At 60.1% G+C, this 21,102-nt stretch carries 16 protein-coding genes; 1 reads left to right on the top strand and 15 read right to left on the bottom strand.

The annotated features are described in order from the left end of the window. Positions 1 to 2: 2 nt before the first annotated feature. The 13 genes from HMPREF2614_RS10695 to HMPREF2614_RS10640 all read right to left on the bottom strand — a co-directional run bounded on the left by HMPREF2614_RS10695 (position 3) and on the right by HMPREF2614_RS10640 (position 17,929). On the bottom strand, positions 3 to 1,346 hold the full coding sequence (locus tag HMPREF2614_RS10695; protein ID WP_224792255.1) for a glutamate-5-semialdehyde dehydrogenase: 1,344 nt from the start codon (positions 1,344 to 1,346) through the stop codon (positions 3 to 5). Between the two features lie 14 nt (positions 1,347 to 1,360). Next, a complete protein-coding gene (locus HMPREF2614_RS11150) occupies positions 1,361 to 1,513 on the bottom strand; it encodes a hypothetical protein (RefSeq protein WP_038628121.1) in 153 nt (50 codons plus the stop codon). Next, entirely contained in the window at positions 1,514 to 2,227 is a 714-nt protein-coding gene (locus tag HMPREF2614_RS10690; protein WP_038628118.1) for a class E sortase, read from the bottom strand. 160 nt (positions 2,228 to 2,387) lie between these two features. Beyond that, entirely contained in the window at positions 2,388 to 3,737 is a 1,350-nt protein-coding gene (gene proB / locus HMPREF2614_RS10685; RefSeq protein ID WP_070560958.1) for a glutamate 5-kinase, read from the bottom strand. Positions 3,738 to 3,835: 98 nt separating this feature from the next. Continuing rightward, entirely contained in the window at positions 3,836 to 5,350 is a 1,515-nt protein-coding gene (gene obgE / locus HMPREF2614_RS10680; RefSeq protein WP_070560956.1) for a GTPase ObgE, read from the bottom strand. A gap of 257 nt (positions 5,351 to 5,607) precedes the next feature. Continuing rightward, positions 5,608 to 5,865, bottom strand: a complete 258-nt coding sequence (gene rpmA, locus HMPREF2614_RS10675) for a 50S ribosomal protein L27 (protein ID WP_016422312.1) — start codon at positions 5,863 to 5,865, stop codon at positions 5,608 to 5,610. Between the two features lie 40 nt (positions 5,866 to 5,905). Next, a complete protein-coding gene (gene rplU / locus HMPREF2614_RS10670) occupies positions 5,906 to 6,214 on the bottom strand; it encodes a 50S ribosomal protein L21 (RefSeq protein ID WP_038628111.1) in 309 nt (102 codons plus the stop codon). Positions 6,215 to 6,597: 383 nt separating this feature from the next. After that, positions 6,598 to 10,671 carry a translation initiation factor IF-2 N-terminal domain-containing protein gene (locus HMPREF2614_RS10665; RefSeq protein ID WP_070560954.1) on the bottom strand — a complete coding sequence of 1,358 codons (4,074 nt, stop codon included), beginning with the start codon at positions 10,669 to 10,671 and terminating at the stop codon, positions 6,598 to 6,600. A 570-nt stretch (positions 10,672 to 11,241) separates the two neighbouring features. Next, a complete protein-coding gene (gene ndk / locus HMPREF2614_RS10660; RefSeq protein WP_038629458.1) occupies positions 11,242 to 11,652 on the bottom strand; it encodes a nucleoside-diphosphate kinase in 411 nt (136 codons plus the stop codon). A gap of 99 nt (positions 11,653 to 11,751) precedes the next feature. Beyond that, a complete protein-coding gene (locus tag HMPREF2614_RS10655) occupies positions 11,752 to 12,267 on the bottom strand; it encodes a DUF4233 domain-containing protein (RefSeq protein ID WP_016422309.1) in 516 nt (171 codons plus the stop codon). Then, a complete protein-coding gene (locus HMPREF2614_RS10650; RefSeq protein WP_187402728.1) occupies positions 12,264 to 13,769 on the bottom strand; it encodes a bifunctional tetrahydrofolate synthase/dihydrofolate synthase in 1,506 nt (501 codons plus the stop codon). Before HMPREF2614_RS10650 ends, HMPREF2614_RS10655 begins: the two co-directional genes overlap by 4 nt. A gap of 224 nt (positions 13,770 to 13,993) precedes the next feature. Next, the gene (locus HMPREF2614_RS10645) at positions 13,994 to 16,729 is read right to left on the bottom strand and encodes a valine--tRNA ligase (RefSeq protein WP_070560950.1); all 2,736 of its coding nucleotides are present in this window, start codon (positions 16,727 to 16,729) and stop codon (positions 13,994 to 13,996) included. A 216-nt stretch (positions 16,730 to 16,945) separates the two neighbouring features. Beyond that, the gene (locus HMPREF2614_RS10640) at positions 16,946 to 17,929 is read right to left on the bottom strand and encodes a malate dehydrogenase (protein WP_038628100.1); all 984 of its coding nucleotides are present in this window, start codon (positions 17,927 to 17,929) and stop codon (positions 16,946 to 16,948) included. 230 nt (positions 17,930 to 18,159) lie between these two features. Here HMPREF2614_RS10640 and HMPREF2614_RS10635 point away from each other — a divergent pair, with 230 nt between their 5' ends. Then, entirely contained in the window at positions 18,160 to 18,945 is a 786-nt protein-coding gene (locus tag HMPREF2614_RS10635) for a TetR/AcrR family transcriptional regulator (protein WP_038628098.1), read from the top strand. 62 nt (positions 18,946 to 19,007) lie between these two features. On the opposite strand, the gene clpX is transcribed toward HMPREF2614_RS10635, so the two are convergent. After that, a complete protein-coding gene (gene clpX / locus HMPREF2614_RS10630; RefSeq protein ID WP_038628096.1) occupies positions 19,008 to 20,270 on the bottom strand; it encodes an ATP-dependent Clp protease ATP-binding subunit ClpX in 1,263 nt (420 codons plus the stop codon). Between the two features lie 173 nt (positions 20,271 to 20,443). Then, positions 20,444 to 21,067: an ATP-dependent Clp protease proteolytic subunit gene (locus tag HMPREF2614_RS10625; RefSeq protein ID WP_369707172.1), complete on the bottom strand. Its 624-nt coding sequence runs from the start codon at positions 21,065 to 21,067 to the stop codon at positions 20,444 to 20,446. Between the last annotated feature and the right edge of the window lie 35 nt (positions 21,068 to 21,102).

Below are 21,102 nucleotides of genomic sequence, written 5' to 3'. Positions count from 1 at the left end.
CACTACGGACGAGTCTGTCCACGACCAGACAGAACCCACTTGCTGCTGGTCAACTCCGGCAGCCCCATCGGGCCACGGGCGTGCAGCTTCTGAGTGGAAATACCAATCTCTGCGCCGAAACCATACTGCTCACCATCGGTGAACGCAGTGGAGGCATTGACGCTGACGGCGGCGGCATCAACGCGGTCGACGAACTCCTGGCACACTCCCCAGTCACGTGCAGAGATAGCTTCCGTGTGTCCCGAGGAGTACTCAGTGATGTGATCCGTCGCGGCCACCACACCGTCGACAATGCGCGCGGCAATGTCTAGCGAGAGGTACTCATCCGACCAGTCTTCCGCCGTCGCAGGAATAACCTCACCAGTCCACCCAGAGGCCGCCAGATTATCGACATCGCCGTGGACCGCAACCCCCGCGTCGGCAAGCGCGTCCAAAATGCGGACCTGATCCTGCGTGGACAACGCCGAGTCAATGAGAACCGTTTCAGTAGCGTTACAGACGCTCGGACGGCGGGTCTTGCCGTTAATCATCAGCGCAATCGCCTCGTCAATGTCGGCGGAGGCATCGATGTAGATGTGGCAGTTACCGGTACCGGTCTCGATGGTCGGCACCGTTGCCTTCGTCACAACGGCCTCAATCAAACCGGCACCGCCGCGCGGAATCACCACGTCAACCAGGCCGCGAGCTGTGATGAGATCCTGCACTGAATCGTGGGTCTCACACGGCAGCAGCTGGACAAGGTCCTCCGGCGCATCGTGGTTGGCCAGCACCTCACGCAAAACCGCGACCAGCTGCGTGTTGGAATGGACAGCGGACTTGGAGCCGCGCAGCAAGGCCACGTTGCCCGACTTCAGCGCCAGACCAAACGCATCGACAGTAACGTTCGGGCGAGCCTCGTAGACCATGCCCATCACACCCAGCGGGACGCTGACCTGGGAGAGCTTAATGCCGTTGGGAAGAGTGCTTCCGCGCAGCACCTCGCCTACCGGATCCGGCAGAGCCGCAACCTGACGAAGCCCACCGGCAATACCCTCAACACGATCGGCGTCAAGACGCAGGCGATCCAGCAGGGAGTCACTAAAACCACGGGTCTTACCGGCCTCGATGTCCTTGGCATTGGCCACCAGAATCTCTTCAGTACGGGCAACCAGCGCGTCTGCTGCGGCCAGCAGGAGCTCGTTCTTGCGTGCCGACGTAAAGCGCGACAGCTCTCCCGCGACAGCCTTGGCACGCTGTGCCTTATCTAAAACCTCGGCGCGCTCAGCAGCACGCTCCGGGCTAAGAGCCGAATCCTCGGCAATGCCCTGTTGATTGGTGTTAGCAGTTTCGTTCGTTTGAGCAGTCATGCCTACCAGCATAACTAGAGTGAGACATCATTTGAGGGAATTAGCTCAGCAGCCCAAGGAAAGATGTAATTCATCAACAGCAGGAACACGATGACGGCAATCACGATGGTGATGATCGCTTTCACCCACCACGGCCCTGGCAGGGATCGCCAAAAAGCTGCGTACATCTAGTTGACCTCCTTGGTCTCAACACCGGCGAGAACCGCGTGAATAATGAGCCGATGAGTGTTGTCCCACTGCGGATGGCAGGTAGTCAGCGTAAGTAGAGTGGCGTCACCGACCGGATTGAGGACATCGGCCCGGTCCGGAGTGACAATGTGCTGGCCGGGAATCTCGGGGACGTTAGTTCCTTCTGGCACGCAGTCGAAGCTTTCCCCTGCGCCAGCCATACCGTCGACCGGCAATACCTTGTAGCGGTAAATAGCATCACGCGTCTCTACGGTGATGTCATCGCACGTCTGCAGGCGGTCAATGTTGTCAAAGGGAGCTCCGTGGCCATCACGGTGAGCGGCGTAAGAGCTGTTGCCCACCTGCCCCGGCAGGGCTGTGCCCGGATAATGGCCGGGGCCACTGCGCAAAACTTCCTGGGAGACACCTTCAAATACGACAAAATCGCTAAAACCGGCCTTCGGAGCGGAAATCAACGCCACCGCGGAGCCAGGCATCCAGGAGCCCTCAACAGCTGGCTCCGTGCCTTCTGGCGCCGGAGCTGGAGCCGACGCCGGTGTGGACCATGCCTGCTGCAGCTCATCACGAGCCTGCTGCTGAGCTTTCCCGGTCTCAAGACCAGACCAGTACAGCAGATAAAAGGCGAAGAGCGCCACCAGCACTCCAGCTGTCAAGAGCAACTCGCCGATGACGCCAATAATCTTCGATAACACACTTAGGATTATGCCCGAAAGTTCCTCACCCAGGCAGTCTGCACTCAGCCAGTCCTCCCCCCAGCCAGTCCGCACTCGGCCAGTCTTTGCCGAGGCACCTCTATCCGGGCGCGCCGAGGTATGCGTCTTTAAGCGCTGCAGCTCTCAGCGCAACACCCTCCTAAGCGCGGGAAGCGAAATCCGACAGGTAGTCGGCATGGACGACAGGCTTCTGCATGTCATTCGGCAATTCTTCGGTGTGGTAGCCGATCATGCCCAGCAGTTCCTCGGAGTCATAATTGACCTCGCCGCGACCGATGACCTCACCACCAGGACCGATTAGATCGACGATGTCACCAGCGGAGAACTCGCCGTCAACCGAGGTAATACCGACCGGGAGCAGCGACTTACGCATGCGGGTTACGGCGTCGACCGCACCGGCGTCCAGGCGAAGCAGCCCCGAGCTGTCCGCTGCGTAGAGCATCCAGAACTTCCAGGCGCTCAGGCGGTTGTCCTTCGCGGCGAAAGCGGTTCCCACATCTGCTTGGTCCAGTGCTCGCTCAATGTTGGACGCCGAAGTCAGCAACACCGGCACACCCGCACGCGAAGCCAGACGTGCGGCAGAGACCTTCGAGGCCATACCACCGGTGCCCAGCGCACCGCCGTCACCAGCGATAACACCACGCAAGTCGTTACCGCTGCGCACCTCCGGCACAAAGGTTGCACCTGGATCGGCCGGGTTGCGGTCGTAGAGGCCGTCGACGTCGGAAAGCAGAATCAATGCATCGCAGTACGCCAGGTGACTGACCAGCGCGGCGAGGCGGTCGTTGTCGCCGAAGCGGAACTCCGAGGTCGCGACCGTGTCGTTTTCGTTGACAATTGGCACCGCGCCCAGCTGGCGCAGGCGGTCGATAGTGCGCTGGGCGTTGCGAGCACGCGAACGCACACCTGCATCGTCCGAGGTCAAAAGCACCTGTGCAGAAGTGCGACCATAGCGTAGGAAGGAGCGTCCCCACTCCTGTGCCAGGCGCACTTGCCCCACAGCTGCAGCCGCCTGCTTGGTCGCCAAATCAGTGGGACGCGAAGTCAGCCCCAGTGGCCCCATTCCGGATGCCACCGCGCCGGAGGACACAACGATGACATCGCTAATGCCCATACGCTTCTCCAAAGCATCGGCGATGAAGTCGATGCGCTCCGGATCGGTACGACCGTCAGATCCAGTCAACGAGGAAGAACCAATCTTCACCACGACACGCTTCGCGGTCCGAATTGCCTCACGAGTCTCGGAATCGAAACCGCCTTTGGTTCCCGGAGATAAATTCTCAGTCGCCTTTTCAATCTCAGCGATGGTGGACTCGGGATTGTCGTGAAGCAGCTCGTCGACCCCCTCACGGGAAATCGGCGCGTCCGATTCAGACTTCGGCGCGGTAGCTACCGGGGCATCTAATGCATCTGCTCCAGTGACGTCAACATCGTTGGCAACGGTGTCGGAAGGGATAACTGACTCACTCATTTCACTGATGGAAAACATGACGGTCTCATTTAATTCTGACCATATAATTGTTTAAACAATCAATGGCAAAATGCAAGTTTGAAGTCTTCGCTTGCCGACGACGCTGGCGCCCGCGCCTATGAATACCGGTCGCGAATAGCCTCTTCGCCATCCCCGAAATCGTACTCGTCAATCAGACCACGGCGGGCCTGTGATGCACGCTTACGCTGCTCGGCGCTGGTGCGTTCGTTGACATAGAGACGATCGTCGGTACCACGGCCACTCGGCACGAAGTCATCGGTGCCCGCGACCTGCTGCGGGTACCACTCGAAGGTGAGATAGGAAATCGTCACCGGGCAGCCAACTGTTGCCCCAGCCTTTGCCAGGGCATCTTCAACACCAAGCTTGGCCAGGCGGTCAGCCAAGTAGCCGACTGCCTCGTCGTTTTCGAAGTCCGTCTGGTTAATCCAGCGCTCCGGCTTACGCCCACGCACAATGAACCCGTCTGGGGTATTCGGATCGCGTTCGATGGTGAAGTCCGCGCCTTCGCGCTTTTTGCCACGCACCCCTTCCGGACGGATGACCGCACGGGGCTCCTGCTCTGTCGGCAACGGATGCGCCTTGCGGTAGGCGGCGATCTGATCCTTCAGGCCGTAGGTCAGCTCCTTGAGCCCCTCGTGCGTCACCGTGGAGATCTCAAAAATTGGCCAGCCGAACTTCTCCAGTTCCTCGCGCTGCATGTCAATCATTTCGCGAGCATCGGGCAGGTCAATCTTGTTCAGCACGATGACGCGGGGACGCTCTGCGAGATCCCCAAGCCCCACGTCGGCCTTCAGCACCGACTGGTAGTTGGCGAGTTCCGTCTCCAACGCCTTGATGTCAGAGACCGGATCGCGGTCGCCCTCCAGAGCAGCAGCGTCAACCACATGCACGAGAACAGCACAGCGCTCAATGTGACGCAGGAAGTCCAACCCAAGTCCACGGCCTTCAGAAGCCCCCGGGATAAGACCCGGCACATCTGCGATGGTGAAGGACTCGTAGTCAACGTTGACTACACCCAGGTTCGGCTGCAGCGTGGTAAATGGGTAGTCACCAATCTTCGGCTTAGCAGCGCTCAAGGTGCTGACCAGCGACGACTTTCCGGCCGACGGGAAGCCCACCAGTCCAACGTCTGCCATGGATTTGAGCTCCAAGACAAGATCCTTGGCCTCACCTGGCTCACCGAGGAGAGCAAATCCCGGCGCACGGCGGTTCTTGTTTGCCAGCGCTGCGTTGCCCAGGCCACCGTAACCGCCCTCAGCGGCAATGAAGCGGGCGCCCTTACCGGTCATGTCCGCCAGCACTTCCCCATCCTCGGTCATCACAACCGTGCCCTCCGGCACTCCGAGAACCAGATCCTCACCACGAGCGCCGTTGCGGTGATCGCCAGCGCCCGGCTTACCGTTGGCAGCCTTGATATGGGGGTGGAAGTGAAAGTCCATCAGAGTATGGATCTGGGGGTCTACCACAAGCACAATGTCGCCACCGTGGCCACCGTTACCGCCGTCGGGGCCACCCAGTGGCTTGAACTTTTCACGCAGCACCGAGTTACAGCCGTGACCGCCGTCGCCGGCCTGCAAATGCAGCACGACACGATCTACAAAACGAGACATAAAATCACACACACTTCCGAGCGGAGAGCCATCTTCTAGTGCCTGGAGTAATGCCCTAATTTAAGCGAGCCGACGGGCAGAAGTCTAGGCGGTAACAAAACGCTGCCTCGCAACCTAACGGCGCGAAACAGGACATAAACAACAAAAGAGCCGATTACCTTTCGCAGTGGGAAAGGAATCGGCTCTTCTGCAAGGCAGTTAAACCTGCCTCAAATTCAACGTTGCAGTAATCCTATGTGGACAACCGAAGGTTGTTCTTAGGAGTTGTTCTCAACGATGCTGACAATGCGGCGGTTGCGGCGGGTACCGAACTCGACTGCGCCTGCCTTCAGAGCGAAGAGAGTGTCGTCGCCGCCACGGCCAACGTTCTCACCCGGGTGGAACGAGGTACCGCGCTGACGAACGAGAATCTCGCCTGCCTTAACCTGCTGGCCGCCGAAGCGCTTCACGCCGAGGCGCTTAGCTTCGGAGTCGCGGCCGTTGCTGGTGCTGGATGCACCCTTCTTAGTAGCCATGATTTTCTCCTAGGGAAAAGCTAATTGGAATTTCGGCGGTTTACTTGGAGACGCCGGTGATCTTCAGAACAGTGAGCGGCTGACGGTGGCCGTAGCGGCGCTTGTAGCCAGTCTTGTTCTTGTAGTGCATGCCGCGGATCTTCGGGCCCTTAACGGCCTCGACGATCTCTGCGTTAACGGTAACGTTGGCAAGCTTGTCGGCATCCGCAATGACATCTGCGCCATCGACGAGCAGAACCGGGGTGAGAGCCACGGACGAACCCGGCTCACCCTCGATCTTCTCGACCTTGACGAGGTCACCTTCGGCAACCTTGTACTGCTTGCCGCCGGTCTTGACGATCGCGTACATAGGAGGGCTACCCCTTTATCTGAGAAACTCGACTCAAGGAATCTTTGTAATTCCTTGACTGGACAATGGAATTGCGATTAGTTGCGTGTGCAGAACACTTCAGGGACATACCCGAAAGCCAAATCCGAGTAGATTTCCCCGCTCTGGCCGTTTCCTTACCGCCAGCGCCTCAAGCACCAGTGGGCATGACCAGATACGCCTACTAATCAGCGACTGGTCAAGAGTAGCGAAAAATCCCCCTAAATTACAAACTGCCCGAGTAGGACCCTGTCCCCCATTGGTTTTCACGGTCTTCTCGGGCAGTTTCCGAAGCCACTTTCCACCCCCTGCTTTAGGGAACGAAAAACAGCCTCCTATCTGGCCTTATTCCAAATTTTTAATACTTAGTTCCGGCCGCTTCGGCGCACCGCACGACGCACTCGGCGGCGACGATTGGCCGGTTTCTTCTGCGTCGCCGCAGCACCGCGATTAGCCTGCTTCTGCTCTGGCTTAGTGGCGCGGTTTGAAGTGCCCTGTCGCTGCTTCGGCGCAGTCGCTCCAGCATCGCTTTGCGACGAGACCCTGCGCACCGCCCGACGGCGATTACGGCGAGCTCCCGTGCCCTGGACCGCTACCACTTCAACCCGCGACTTGCCCGAGCGACGGCCACCGCCACTGCGGTTGGCGCTGCGGTTGCTGTCATCGTGGTTGTCTTTTGCACGATCTCCGCCCTTGCTGCCTTCAGCGTCCGCCTTTGGCTTAGTGGACTCGAAGTCCTCGCGACGCGGTGCGCGATCCGAGCGGGAGTTACCGCGAGTCGGACGACGACGACGTGGGGAACGCTCGAACGCCTCCTTGGCCTCCTCATAGGTCTGGGACTCCGTGGCCACAGCCTTGGCGGTCTTGTTAGCGTTGCCGCCCTTGTCATCCTCGGCTGGCTCCCGCACATCTGTGGTGGAAGCTGCCTGGGACTCGGCCTGAGGCGCAGTGGTCTCATTCACAGCCGTACGGCGAACAGCGCGACGACGGCGACGTCGAGCACTGGCGCTGCTGGAGCGTTCAGCGTCGCCACGGCCTCCACCGGTGCCACCGTTATCGGTACGCTCGGCACGCTCAGCACGAGTCGGGCGCTCCGAACGCTTGCGGCGATCGCCATGTTCTTCGTCGCGGTCATCAGCGTCGCGTGCAGCCGAATCAACGGCGACATGCTCCGCTACCCGGCGACGCGTAGCCCGACGGCGGCGGCGCTGTCCCTCCTGCGGCATGTAACGGTCATCCGATGGCTCTTCCGGATCCTTCGCACGGGCTTCCGCAACAGCTGCGGCAGCCAGAGCAGCCAGATCATTGGAGTTGTCCGATTGCTCATCACGCTCGCGGCGCTCCTGACGGCCATTGCCGTCCTGTCGCTGCTCATCGTTTCGGCCCTGGCTCTTACGAACCCGGCGACGACGCGGTGGCTTCGGCTCATCGTTCCCAGAAGAGACGATGACAGCTTCGACAGCAGCTGCAACTCGCTTGTCGGCTGCCTCCTTATCGCGCTGGTTGGTTTCCGTGTCGTCGTCAAGCGTTGTCTTGGAAGTGCCTGCCTGGTCGCCCTGATCGCGGTGCATGGCCAGCGCCGCCGGGTGGTTGGCCGGATTGTGCTCCGAGCTCGACTTGTTGCGGCGCTTGGACTTACCCTGCTCTTCGTTGCGGCGACCGTTCTTGTGACCACGGCTCTGATTGTCCTGCTCGACCGGGTCGATGTGGATAATCAGACCACGGCCATTACAGCAGCTACACGGCGTGGAGAAGGTCTCCAGCAGGCCTGTGCCCAGACGCTTGCGCGTCATCTGGACGAGGCCGAGCGAGGTGACCTCGGAGACCTCGTGACGCGAGCGGTCGCGGCCGAGCGCCTCCTTCAGACGGCGCAGCACCAAGTCCTGGTTCTCCGGCAGCACCATGTCGATGAAGTCGACGACAATCATGCCGCCCAGATCGCGCAGACGCATCTGGCGGACGATTTCCTCAGCGGCCTCCAGGTTGTTGCGAGTGACCGTCTCTTCCAGGTTTCCGCCAGCACCGGTGAACTTACCGGTGTTGACGTCGATGACCGTCATGGCCTCGGTGCGGTCGATGACCAGCGTGCCGCCCGAAGGCAGCCAGACCTTGCGGTCGAGTGCCTTGGCCAGCTGCTCATCGATGCGGAAGTGCTCGAAGACGTCAGCGTCGCCGTGCTCCTTGGCGAAGTAGCGCTGCAGACGCGGCTCCAGCTCCGGTGCCAGGTCGCCGATGTAGTCCGTCACTGTGTTCCACGGACGGTCGCCCTCCACCACAAGACGCGAGAAGTCCTCGTTGAAGACGTCGCGGACGACCTTGACCAGCATGTCCGGCTCTTCGTACAGCGCAATCGGCTTTGCCCCGCGCTTCGCCTTCGCCGCCTCGGAGGCTTCCCAGATTTCCTGCCACTGCGATTCCAGGCGCTTAATGTCGGCCTCGATGGCCTCCTTGGACACGCCCTCGGCCGCGGTGCGAATAATCGTGCCCGAGCCCTCCGGCGTAACCTCACTCAGAATCGACTTCAGGCGCTTGCGCTCCGGCTCCGGCAGCTTGCGGGAAATACCCGCGCTTCGGCCGCCCGGCACGTACACCAGGAATCGACCAGCCATCGAAATGTGAGTGGTCAGACGCGCGCCCTTGTGACCAATCGGATCCTTGGACACCTGGACCAGAATCTGGTCGCCGGCCTTCAGCGCGTGTTCAATCTTGCGCGAACGCGATTTCGTGCCCAGCAGCTTCCAGTTCAGGTCACCTACGTAAATGACACCGTTGCGGTCGGTTCCGATATCAATGAACGCCGCTTCCATGCTGGGTAGGACGTTCTGCACGCGACCGAGGTAGATATTGCCGATCTGCGTAGTCTGCGTGTCAGAGGTAACGAAGTGCTCGACCAACAGGTCATCTTCCAGCACACCCACCTCAGTGACAATGCCCGCGTGGTCATGGCGCTTGCGCTCACGCACCACCATCGTGCGCTCCACCGACTCACGGCGAGCCAGGAACTCAGCCTCCGAGATCACGTGGCGCTTGCGCGATTCCTCACGACGTTCGATACGGCGACGGCGCTGCGCCTCCAGGCGAGTCGAGCCCTTAATCGCCTGTGGCTCTTCGACCTCCTCGCGGGTTTCCGCCTCCTCGCGCTCTGCGTTTTCGGTGGTCTTCTCCGCCTGCTGAGCATCATCATTACGACGCCCACGTCCACGACGGCGACGGCGCGGCCGCGGCTGACGCTCCGTTTCGCTTGACGACGAGCCGTCCTGCCCCTCCCCCGCGTTGTCATCGGAATCCTGGTTGGAGGCACCGCTGTCAGCCGAAGCTGCATCCTCGGTGGCCGAATTCTTGGCCGTGGCCGGCACAGCCTGCGGAGCCAGGAAGATAGGCGCAAACGCGGTCTGCTCTTCCGCAACCGGCGGCTCCGGGACTATCGGCGGCTCGATGTCCTGCAGGGCTTCGCCCTGAGTTGCCTGTGTATCCTGCGGTCCTTGCGCTTCCTGAGTTTCCCGAGTCCCCTCTGCCACTGGAGCGCTGGTCGTGCGGACCGCACGGCGAACTCGGCGACCACGACGTGTGGTCACTGCAGCGCTCTTTGCAGCAGGTGCTTCGGCGGACGCTTTCTCAGCGGAAGTTTTCTCAGCGGTCTCGGCTACGGTGTCGGCAGTATTCTTATCTGCAGCCTTCTTCGATGACGACTGAACTACAGCCTCAACCGCTTCCTCGACGACCGAGTTCGAGTCCTTCTGCTCGTCCTTCGCTGCGGTTTCTTCCGGAGCTCCAGCGGTCTTCTTCACAGCCCGCTTACGCGTTGCCCGCTTCTTAGTCGTGCTCTTCTTCTCGTCGCTCTGCTTCTCTTCAGTCTGCTTCTCTGCGCTCTGCTTTGCCGAGGATTTTTTAGCCGAGGCCTTCTTGGCGTCCTTCTTCTCGGTCACTTCCTCAGCAGGCGCTGCGTCCGACTCCGCTTCGCTCTGAGCTGCCTTCTGGTCGGCCTTCTTTTCTGCCTTCGGCGCATCCTTCTGGTCGGCCTTCTTTGTGGCCTTCTTCGCAGCCGACTTCTTGCTGCTCTTCTTAGCAGCTGATTTCTTCTCGGACTTAGCTGCGGTTTGCTCGTCCGACTTCTCATCCGCCGCGTTCGGCTTACCTGCCGACTGTTTTTCCTTCGCGGCCGACTCTTCGCCGGTTTGCTTGGTCGCAGCGGATCCGTCGTTAAGCGAGGCACCCTCTGGATGATCGCCGATGAAATTCAGCACCGCGTCGAGCTGATTTTGATTAATGGTGGACGCAGCGGACTTTACAACAATCCCCGCGTGTCCCAGAGCTTCGATGGTTTCCTTCGAGGTCAACCCCAAGCTCTTGGCCAGGTGGTGGACTCGGGTTTTCAGAGCCGCCGACTCGCGATCAAATTCGCGTGCCTTAGCGACAACATCCTGGCTGAAATTTGCCACTGTATTTGTTTCTCCTTGACACCCCACCACGCAAAACCCGACAACAGGAAGCGCACTCTTTGTCATTCCATGTGCGCCTACATCCGTTGTGGCCTTGGGAACCAGGCGGAGCAACGATGTTGCGACAGCCACTTCATTTGCACCATACGCGCAGATAGAGGGCCGAAAACGATGAACAATTATGAAAGTCTTATTGGCAGGCCTTCCGGCTGACTCGGGGATTCAGCGATCACATGCGGAATATCTCATCCACCGGAGCGAACTCCCGGGCACAACTGCTGCTGTCCATTGTCGCACATATCGAGCAGGTGGCGCGCACCGACATTGGTGGCGGCGGGCCAATCCGAGTTACTGACTGCGTTTATGACAAAAATAGCTCGAAAAATGGCCGAAAGTGTCAGAAACTCGCACAGTTTCACATTTGCAGCCTGTGCCCGCATTCACACGTACAGCCCGCTGAAGGGCCACCCCACGGTCGTCGACAAGCAAAAAGCGCCGGACCGGCAAACAATTGCTTGCTCAGTTCGGCGCCAGTTCAACGCTTACGGGTCAATGCTGAACCGTCAACGTTTAGAGGTTCGGGAACCAAATACCAATCTCGCGCTCAGCGGACTCCGGGGAATCAGAACCGTGAACAACGTTGTTAGCAACCTCAAGTGCGAAGTCACCGCGGATGGAGCCCGGAGTTGCGGCCTCAACCGGGTTGGTGCCGCCAGCGAGCTGACGCCAAGCAGCGATTGCGTTCGGGCCCTCGATAACACCAGCGACCAGCGGTGCAGAGGTGATGAAATCAACCAGCTCACCAAAGAACGGCTTATCGACGTGCTCTGCGTAGTGCTCCTTCGCAGTTGCCTCGTCAGCAACACGGAGGTCAAGCGCGACCAGCTTCAGGCCCTTGCGCTCGATGCGGGAGATAACTTCGCCGACCAGACCGCGGGAAACGCCGTCCGGCTTGATCAGAATAAGAGTACGTTCAGTCATGGTGTGCATCATACTATGACAAACCCCGCTGCACCGGAGTGGTGGTGCAGCGGGGTGAAATGTGCAGCGTAACCCAGCGCGACTACGAGCGCGGGAGATCTACGAGTGCTGGGTGGTCAACAGACCGCGCTCCATACGCTGGATGAGGTTCTTCCGCAGGTGCAGAATGTAGGCCCACACTAGTGCGAAGAAGATACCCACCACGCCCATCGACACGTGTGTGAAAATAGCCAGCACACCAAAGACCTGCAGTACAATGTTGGCCTTCAGCGCCCAGGGCTGCTTCTGCAGGAAAGCCATCGCAATCAGAGCCAGGCCCAGGATGGTGATGTACGTAACCGAGAAGGTCTGGTTAATCTGACCGTCGGGAATGCGCGTGACCACAGTCAGACCAAGCAGCACCGAGATAGCCTGCATGATCAGCGTGCCGGACATAACACCGCGCAGACCCTTCAGCGGGTCCTTAGCCGGATCGTGTCCCGCACCGAGCGGACCATACTTGCCGCCCTCACTCAGGTCACGCCCCTCGCGGTAGGCGCGCAGGGCCTCGCGGTCGGCAGCGGTGTAATCCTCCGCGCCATTGCCCTGTGGCTGGCTCGCCTGAGATTCGCTCATTGCGGGTCCTTTCCAAATAGTGTCCGGGCCTCGCCCGCGGTAACAACAGATCCAGTGACAATCACGCCGGAACCAGAGACAATACCGTCACCGGTGTCGGTTTCCTCAGCCAGCGCGACAGCTAGCTCAACGGCGGACGGCAGAGTGGGCACGCGATGCACGCGCTCCTCGCCGAAAATCTCCTCCGCAAGGTCAGCCAGGTCGTCGTAGTGCAGCGCACGCGGCGAGGTGTTCTGGGTGATTACCACTTCTTCGAAGTACGGCTCCAGCTCCACCAGCAGCCCACGAGCGTCCTTCTCCCCCAACACCGACAGCACACCGATGACACGGCGGAAGTCGAACTCAGCGGAGAGCGCCGTGCGTAGCGCACGGGCACCGTGAGGATTGTGGGCGGCATCGATAAACACCGTCGGGGTCGAACGCACGCGCTCCAGGCGGCCGGGCGATGCGACCGTCGCAAAGCCTTCGCGAACCGCATCAATGTTGAGCGGACGTCCCGGACCTGCGCCGAAGAACGCCTCCACCGCGGCCAGCGCTGTGGCGGCGTTGCGCGCCTGATGCGGACCGTGCAGTGGCAGATGGATATCGTCATACTCGCCGGCCAGGCCCTTGAGCGTCAGGTTCTGCCCGCCGACCGCCAGCTGATGGCTGACGACGCCATACTCAACCCCAGCACGGGCGACCGAGGCATCCATTTCCACGGCACGGCGCAAAACGACGTCCATTGCTTCCGGTTCCTGCTCGCCAACAATGGCGACATTGTCCGGTGGCGTGAGCAGGTCGTCCTTGTTCCACCGCGACTTGATGATGCCGGCCTTCTCAGCAGCGATTTCAGCCAGGGTATCGCCGAGGTACTCCGTGTGATCGAGACCGATCGGGCAGATGACTGCCACGTCGGCCTCCACCACATTGGTCGCATCCCATGTGCCGCCCATGCCGACTTCCACCACGGCGACATCGACAGGAGCGTCGGCGAAGGCAGCGTAGGCCATGGCCGTGAGCACCTCGAACTTGCTCATCTGCGGGCCGCCCTTTTCGGCGGACTTGGCATCAACCATTTCCACGTAGGGCTGAATCTCGCGCCAGATGCGCACGTAGTCGCGTGGATGGATGGGCTGGCCATCAATGGCGATGCGCTCGGTAACCAGCTGCAGATGCGGACTGGTGGTGCGGCCAGTGCGCCGACCGAGAGCGCGCACCAGCGACTCAATCATGCGAACAGTGGAAGTCTTGCCATTAGTGCCGGCAACGTGAATCACCGGAGTGGCACGCTCGGGATGGCCAAGGATGTCCATCAGCATCTCGATCCGCTCGAGTGATGGGTCAATCTTGGTCTCCGGCCAACGCTGATCCAGCTCGGCTTCCACCTCTGCGAGCTCGCGCAGCTCCTCGGCGGTGGCCTCCAGCGGAGCCGGCTCATTGACTGGGCGGTCCACATCGACCGGCAGACTCAGGCCTTCCTCGGATACGGAGACCTCACCGAGGCGCATGTCATCGGGCATGCGGTCATCGGCCATCACACCGGCGATTTCGCGAGGCTCAAGGTCCTCGACAATCTGGGAGTCAGTCGGATCGAATTCGAACTCAGGCGCTGCGGTGGACTCTTCTCGCGCTGCAGTCTCATCTTGCGTCACCGATTCGTCTTCGCCGCCGAGATTCAAACGAATCTCCCCTGCAATCTCATCGTGTGATTCAGCACCCCGAGGTTCGATATCCCGTGGTTCGGTCATGCCTGCGGAAGTCCCTCCAAACGAGCCTTAATGCGGTCAATTTCCTCCAGTGCGAACTGGTGGCGAGTCTTGATCTTCTCCACGACCTGCTCCGGAGCCTTGGACAGGAAGGCCTCGTTGCCGAGCTTCTTCTCGGTGCCGGCCAGTTCCTTCTCGGCCTTGGCCAGGTCTTTTTCCAGGCGCTTGCGTTCAGCGGCCACATCGACGGTGCCGGAGGTATCCAGCTCTATCAGGACCGTGGCCTGAGACAGGCGCACCTCAATGGAAGCGGTAGCGGTGAATCCATCCTCCGGTGCCTCAGCACGAGCCAGCGAACGAATCATCTCTTCCTGAGCAGTCAGATCAGCATCCGCCAGGTTCATGCGTGCCGGCACGCGCTGCGACGGCTTCACACCCTGGTCATTGCGGAAACGACGCAGCTCGGTGACCAACTTCTGGGCATCGGCAATACGACGTGCGGCAACCTCGTCGACAGCAGCGCCGTCGGTGGTCATGGTGGCATCCGGCCAGGCGGAAATAACCAGAGAGTCCTCGAAGCCCTCCGCGCCGTCGGTAAGCGCCTTCCATAGCGTCTCCGTGACGAACGGCATGGACGGGTGCAGCAGACGCAGCAGCGTATCCAGCACGCGGCCGAGAACCAGACGAGTGGAGGCTGCGCGGGCGGCCTGCTCCTCGGTCATGGTCTCGCCGTCGTTCAGGCGCGGGAAGTCAACCTTGGTCATCTCCAGGTACCAGTCACAGACCTCGTCCCATGCGAAGTGGTAAAGGGCCTCGTTGGCCTTGGAGAACTCGTACTTATCCAGCGCAGCGTCAACCTCGGCGCGGACCTGTTCCAGGCGGTCCAGGATCCAGCGGTCGGTGTCGGTGAGCTGGTCGCGGTCCGGCAGCTCGCCCACGTGGGCCCCGTTCATCAGCGCAAAGCGGGTGGCGTTGAACAGCTTGGTAGCGAAGTTACGGGAGCTCTGAGCGGCGTCATTACCGACCGGCAGGTCAGAGCCCGGGTTAGCGCCACGCGCCAGCGTGAAGCGAAGTGCGTCCGCACCGTAGTCGCGGACCCAGTCCAGCGGGTCAATGCCATTGCCGAGAGACTTCGACATCTTGCGACCCTGCTCATCGCGGACCAGACCGTGCAGGAAGACATCCTTAAACGGCACCTGCGGACGACCGTCGCGCCCCTTACCCAGCGGTGAATCAGCCAGGGTGGCAGCAAAGGTCGAGAACATCATCATGCGCGCGACCCAGAAGAACAGAATGTCATAGCCGGTGACCAGTACAGATGTCGGGTAGAACTTCTCCAGCTCTGGGGTGGCTTCCGGCCAACCCATCGTGGAAAACGGCCACAGCGCAGACGAGAACCAGGTATCCAGCACGTCCGGATCCTGCGTCCAGCCCTCGCCCGTCGGAACCTCATCATCCGGGCCGACACAGACGACCTCGCCATTCGGGCCGTACCAAATCGGGATGCGGTGGCCCCACCACAGCTGGCGGGAAATACACCAGTCGTGCATGTCATCGACCCAATCGAACCAGCGCGGCTCCTGCGAAGCTGGGTGAATAACCGTGTCGCCCTCGCGAACAGCATCGCCAGACATCTTGGCCAGCTCATCGACCTTAACGAACCACTGCAGGCTCAGCAGCGGCTCAATCGGCTCACCCGAGCGCTCCGAGTGACCGACCGAGTGAACGTACGGGCGGACCTCCTTGACAATGCGCCCCTGCTCACGCAGCGCCTCCGTCAGCGCAGTACGGGCTTCCGCACGATCCATGCCGTCGAAACGCGTACCAGTGTTGAAGATACGGCCAGTGGTATCAATGACCTCCGGCATATCCAGGTCGTGGCGCTGGCCCATGGCGAAGTCATTTGGATCGTGTGCCGGCGTGATCTTCACCGCACCGGTACCGAACTCGCGGTCCACATAGTCATCGGCGATGACCTGAATCTTCAGGTCCTCGCGGAACGGGTGGTCCAAAACCTTGCCCACCAGGTGCGTGTAGCGCTCATCCTCCGAGTGCACGGCAATTGCCACGTCGCCCAGCATCGTCTCCACACGAGTCGTCGCCACAACAATGGAGTCTTCCCCATCGCCGTAGCGGAAGGAGACGAGCTCGCCTTCAGCGTCCTCGTACTTGACCTCAATATCCGAGATTGCGGTCTGCAGCACCGGAGACCAGTTGACCATACGCTTGGCGCGGTAGATTAGGCCGCGGTCAAACAGTTCCTTAAAAATCGTCTGAACCGCACGAGACAGCCCCTCGTCCAGAGTGAAGCGCTCACGGGACCAATCCAGGGAGTCACCAATCTGGCGCATCTGGTTGCCGATACGTCCGCCGTAATCGTGCTTCCACTCCCAGACCTTCTCCACGAACTCCTCACGGCCATAATCGAAGCGGTCCTTGCCTTCGGACTCCTTCAGCATCGCCTCGACCTTGGTCTGCGTTGCGATACCCGCGTGGTCCATACCCGGCAGCCACAGCACCTCGTAGCCCTGCATGCGCTTACGGCGCACCAGCGCATCCATCAAAGTGTGGTCCAGTGCGTGGCCCATGTGCAGCTGACCCGTCACATTCGGCGGGGGCAGCACAATAGAGTAAGCCGGCTTGGAGCTAGACGGATCAGCCTCGAAATAGCCAGCGTCTACCCAGCCCTGGTACAGGTCCGACTCCACGTCAGCCGGGTTCCACGACTTGGGCAACTTATCTGCTCTGTTTAGGTCCACGTTGTTCTCAGTCACGCGTCACATCTTAGCGCCTTGCCCGGATTTGTTTTTCCAGGGGCTTTACGACGACCCTTGCGCCCCAACCCATATCTGCTATCGGCGACTTACGCACCGCCGAATTCAAGCTTTACTCACTCCCCGAGCCCATCCGCGATTACCGCAGTAAATGAAAAGGTGCCCTCTTGCGAAACCATCACAAGAGGGCACCTTTAAACAGGCGTTAAGCGGCCCTTAGACCAGCAGATCCTTAACTGCGTCGCGCTCTTCGCGCAGTGCCTTGACGTTGCGCTCGATGCCAGCGCGCTGCACCTCGGAGAGATCCAGGCCCTCAACGCGAACCCACTCGCCGTCCTTGGCGTAGCACGGAACACCAGCGACCAAGCCCTCGTCGATGCCGTAGGAGCCGTCGGACGGAAGTGCGACAGAGACCCACTCGCCCTCTGGGGTACCCGTGACCCAGTCACGCATGTGGTCAACTGCGGCAGCTGCAGCGGAAGCTGCGGAGGAGGAACCGCGGACCTCGATGATTTCTGCGCCACGCTTGGCGACGCGCGGGATGAAGTCCTGCTCGACCCATGCAGCGTCAACCTTGTCGGAGACCTTCTCGCCTGCAATGGTGGCGTAGGTGATGTCCGGGAACTGGTCTGCGGAGTGGTTACCCCAGACGATCATGTTCTTAATCTCAGTGGTCGGAACACCAATCTTTTGCGACAGCTGGGACAGGGAACGGTTGTGGTCCAGGCGCATCATAGCGGTGAAGCGCTCTGCCGGGATGTCCTTAGCGTGGGAAGCGGCAATCATGGTGTTGGTGTTAGCCGGGTTGCCGACAACCAGAACCTTGATGTCGTCTGCTGCGTGATCGTTCAGTGCCGCGCCCTGCGGGCCGAAGATCTTGCCGTTGGCGCCCAGCAGTGCGGAGCGCTCCTCACCCTTGCCACGCGGCTTTGCACCGACCAGGAATGCGGCGTTGGCACCGTCGAATGCCTTTGCCGGATCATCGGTGATGTTGATGCCAGTCAAAAGTGGGAAGGCGGAGTCAAACAGCTCCATGGCGACGCCTTCGGTGGCGTGCAGCGCCGGAGTGATCTCCAGCAGGTTCAACTCAACCGGGGTCTCAGGGCCGAAAACCGAACCGCTGGCAATGCGGAAGAGCAGGGAGTAAGCGATCTGTCCGGCGGCGCCGGTAACTGCAACCTTTACGGGAGTCTTGTTCACTACAGGCCTTTCTCGAGAGAGAATCAATTCGCTGCCCACTCTAATGCGACTGCGGAATTGGCGCAGACGGGGGCGACGGGCTCAGTACAATTCTGAAAAACGGATAGCATTAGGCATGACTTACGGTCGTGTACTCATTTCACTAGAAAGAAGTCCGCGACTGACCAATTTCACCCCCGTTAGATAGCCAAAACCCCGTAGTCGCTCTCTAGTCCAAGCAAAGGATTTTCATGAAGTCTCCAGGCTCCTCTGATGCAATCCCCCATGCAGTCTTGGTGGCAGCACTTCAAGAATTCACCGCAAAGGGGTATGCAGATGCCCGTCTGGATGCCATTGCTGCCGCCTCTGGTGTCTCCAAGCGCATGCTTCACTACCACTGTGGTGACAAGATGGGACTCTACAGGGCGACGTGGGCACATGTGCTGGAGACCGTAAGGCCTGACGACGACGCCCTGCGTCCGCACTCCAATGTGCCGGTGGAAGCCCTGCAGCATGTAGTCGGCGTTATCTACGACTATTTCTCGGCGAACCCACTCGCCGTACGGTTCATCATCCAGGAAAACCTGCATCCGGTCCTCCCACTTGAAGGCGTGACTGGGCTTGGTGGTCAGAGCCCTATTGTTTTGGAGTTTGACCGCATCTTGTTGCTCGGCCGCGATTACGGTGCATTCCGCACTGACATTTCCGCACTTGATCTTTATATTCTCGTGCTGTCGCTGGCCACCTTCCCCACCCTGCACCAACGGACTTTTGAAAACCTCTACGGCATTGAAATGCAATCGACGGTGCTGTCGGACAAGCTGCGTGAGTTCGCACAGGACACCGTGACCAGCCTGTTGACATCCTCGCCTCGCAACGAACCGGGAAGCTCGTACACTTCCCTGCTGGCCTCCCATGGTGCGAACTCGTCCGCACTTGGCGCAGAGGTCTATGGCGATCAGCCCAACCCAGAGACTCAGGACTTGGCTGCTGATGATGCCCCGGATTACCGCGACATCTACGGCATGGACGACTAGGGCTCCATACAGACACCAAAACCCGGTTAGAGCAGGCGCTCTAACCGGGTTTTCAGCTACCTTTACGCAGTCTTCTTGTTCTCGCTACGTTCAACGAGTTCCGGCGCTGCACCGTCCGTGATGCACTCCTTGTGGACAATGACCTCCGCGACGTCGTCACGCTCTGGGACTTCGAACATCACGGGAACCAAGATTTCTTCCATGATGCCGCGCAGACCACGGGCGCCGGTATTACGGCTAATCGCCTTGGCAGCAATGGCGCGCAGTGCCTCGTCGTCGATGGTGAGGCGCACACCGTCCATGTCGAACAGGTGCTGGTACTGGCGGACCAGGGAGTTCTTGGGCTCAGTGAGTACGCGAACCAGCGCATCCTCATCGAGGTTGGTGACCGATGCGATGACGGGCAGGCGACCAATGAACTCAGGAATCAGGCCGAATCGAACGAGGTCCTCCGGCAGCACGTCGCGGAATGGATCCTTCATGTCCGCGTCGTTAGCCGAGGTGACATCTGCGCCGAAGCCCAGCCCCTTCTTGCCGACACGCTCCTGCACGACCTTCTCCAGACCGGCAAACGCACCGGCAACGATGAACAGGACATTGGAGGTGTCGAACTGAATGAACTCCTGGTTCGGCAGCTTGCGCCCACCCTGCGGGGGCACGGCGGCTACGGTTCCCTCGAGAATCTTCAGCAGCGCCTGCTGCACACCTTCACCGGAGACATCGCGGGTGATGGAGGTGTTTTCAGACTTGCGCGAGATCTTGTCAATCTCATCGACGTAAATGATGCCGCGCTGTGCCTTCTCGACGTCGAAATCAGTAGCTTGCAGCAGCTTCAGCAGGATGTTCTCCACATCCTCACCTACATAGCCGGCCTCGGTCAGGCTGGTGGCGTCAGCGATTGCGAACGGCACATCCAGCTTGCGAGCCAGCGTCTGTGCCAGGTAGGTCTTGCCACAGCCGGTCGGCCCAAGCAGGAGAATGTTCGACTTTTGCAGCTCGACGTCGTTGTCCGACTTGGTCTCCGCAGCACGAAGGCGCTTGTAGTGGTTGTAGACCGCGACGGCCAGCGTGCGCTTTGCCATGTCCTGGCCGATGACATACTCATCGAGGAAGTCGCGAATTTCCAGCGGACGCGGCAGGCGGTCGTCGTTGCCAGTTGCCTCGCCGCCGGTGTTAAGCTCCTCTTCAATAATCTCGTTGCAGAGCTCGATGCACTCATTACAGATGTACACACCAGGTCCGGCAATCAGCTTTTTGACCTGCTTCTGGCTCTTTCCACAGAAAGAGCACTTCAGCAAATCCGCACTTTCTTGCATACGCGCCATGAGGCTCCCGCCGCCGCCTTTCCGCATCGTTGCCAATAACTGCTTCAGACCAGCCTACCGTGAGTGTGCGCAAATACCGGCTTCCACGCCAAGGACGAGGCGAATTTCACGCGATCTCGCCCGGCGCTTTACGACGGCCAGTGCGCAGCACTCCAAAGAGACCATGTCCCCTTTTAGGCGTTGTGCTTGCGGTACTCGAAGACCTGGTCGATGATGCCGTACTCGACGGCCTCTTCAGCGGTTAGGATCTTGTCACGGTCGGTGTCCTTGCGGATCTGCTCTGCAGTGCGACCGGAGTGGCGAGCCAACGTCTCCTCCATCAGCTTGCGCATGCGCTCGATTTCGTTCGCCTGAATCTCCAGGTCGGAAACCTGACCCTGGATGCCCTGGGTAGCCGGCTGGTGAATGAGCACGCGCGCATTCGGCAGAGCTGCACGCTTACCCGGTGCACCTGCAGCGAGCAGCACAGCTGCCGCGGAGGCAGCCTGGCCCAGGCACACGGTCTGCACGTCGGGACGCACGTACTGCATCGTGTCGTAGATGGCCATCAGCGAGGTGAAGGAGCCGCCTGGGGAATTGATGTACATCGTGATGTCACGATCCGGGTCCAGGCCCTCAAGCACCAGCAACTGCGCCATGATGTCGTTAGCGGCGGTGTCATCGACCTGGGAGCCGAGGAAGATAATGCGCTCTTCGAAGAGCTTGTTGTATGGGTTGGATTCCTTAGCACCAAAGCTGGAGTGCTCCACGAAAGAAGGAAGCACGTAGCGCGACTGCGGCATCTGCATATTGTTCATCTCCATGTTGATTAAATCGCCTCTAATTATTCGCT

Origin of the sequence: Corynebacterium sp. HMSC074C11 (assembly GCF_001809455.1) — a bacterium.
In the GTDB taxonomy this organism is placed as follows: Bacteria; Actinomycetota; Actinomycetes; order Mycobacteriales; family Mycobacteriaceae; genus Corynebacterium; species Corynebacterium amycolatum.
The sequence above is the reverse complement of the archived record's forward strand: the minus strand, read 5'-3'. Positions and strand labels throughout refer to the sequence as shown.

Bases quoted from the DNA above. Each gene is read 5' to 3' on its own strand.
- HMPREF2614_RS10695 (WP_224792255.1), bottom strand. From the start codon at position 1,346: ATGACTGCTCAAACGAACGAAACTGCTAACACCAATCAACAGGGCATT.
- HMPREF2614_RS11150 (WP_038628121.1), bottom strand. From the start codon at position 1,513: ATGTACGCAGCTTTTTGGCGATCCCTGCCAGGGCCGTGGTGGGTGAAA.
- proB (WP_070560958.1), bottom strand. From the start codon at position 3,737: ATGTTTTCCATCAGTGAAATGAGTGAGTCAGTTATCCCTTCCGACACC.
- obgE (WP_070560956.1), bottom strand. From the start codon at position 5,350: ATGTCTCGTTTTGTAGATCGTGTCGTGCTGCATTTGCAGGCCGGCGAC.
- rpmA (WP_016422312.1), bottom strand. From the start codon at position 5,865: ATGGCTACTAAGAAGGGTGCATCCAGCACCAGCAACGGCCGCGACTCC.
- rplU (WP_038628111.1), bottom strand. From the start codon at position 6,214: ATGTACGCGATCGTCAAGACCGGCGGCAAGCAGTACAAGGTTGCCGAA.
- ndk (WP_038629458.1), bottom strand. From the start codon at position 11,652: ATGACTGAACGTACTCTTATTCTGATCAAGCCGGACGGCGTTTCCCGC.
- HMPREF2614_RS10655 (WP_016422309.1), bottom strand. From the start codon at position 12,267: ATGAGCGAATCTCAGGCGAGCCAGCCACAGGGCAATGGCGCGGAGGAT.
- HMPREF2614_RS10650 (WP_187402728.1), bottom strand. From the start codon at position 13,769: ATGCCCGATGACATGCGCCTCGGTGAGGTCTCCGTATCCGAGGAAGGC.
- HMPREF2614_RS10635 (WP_038628098.1), top strand. From the start codon at position 18,160: ATGAAGTCTCCAGGCTCCTCTGATGCAATCCCCCATGCAGTCTTGGTG.
- clpX (WP_038628096.1), bottom strand. From the start codon at position 20,270: ATGGCGCGTATGCAAGAAAGTGCGGATTTGCTGAAGTGCTCTTTCTGT.
- HMPREF2614_RS10625 (WP_369707172.1), bottom strand. From the start codon at position 21,067: ATGAACAATATGCAGATGCCGCAGTCGCGCTACGTGCTTCCTTCTTTC.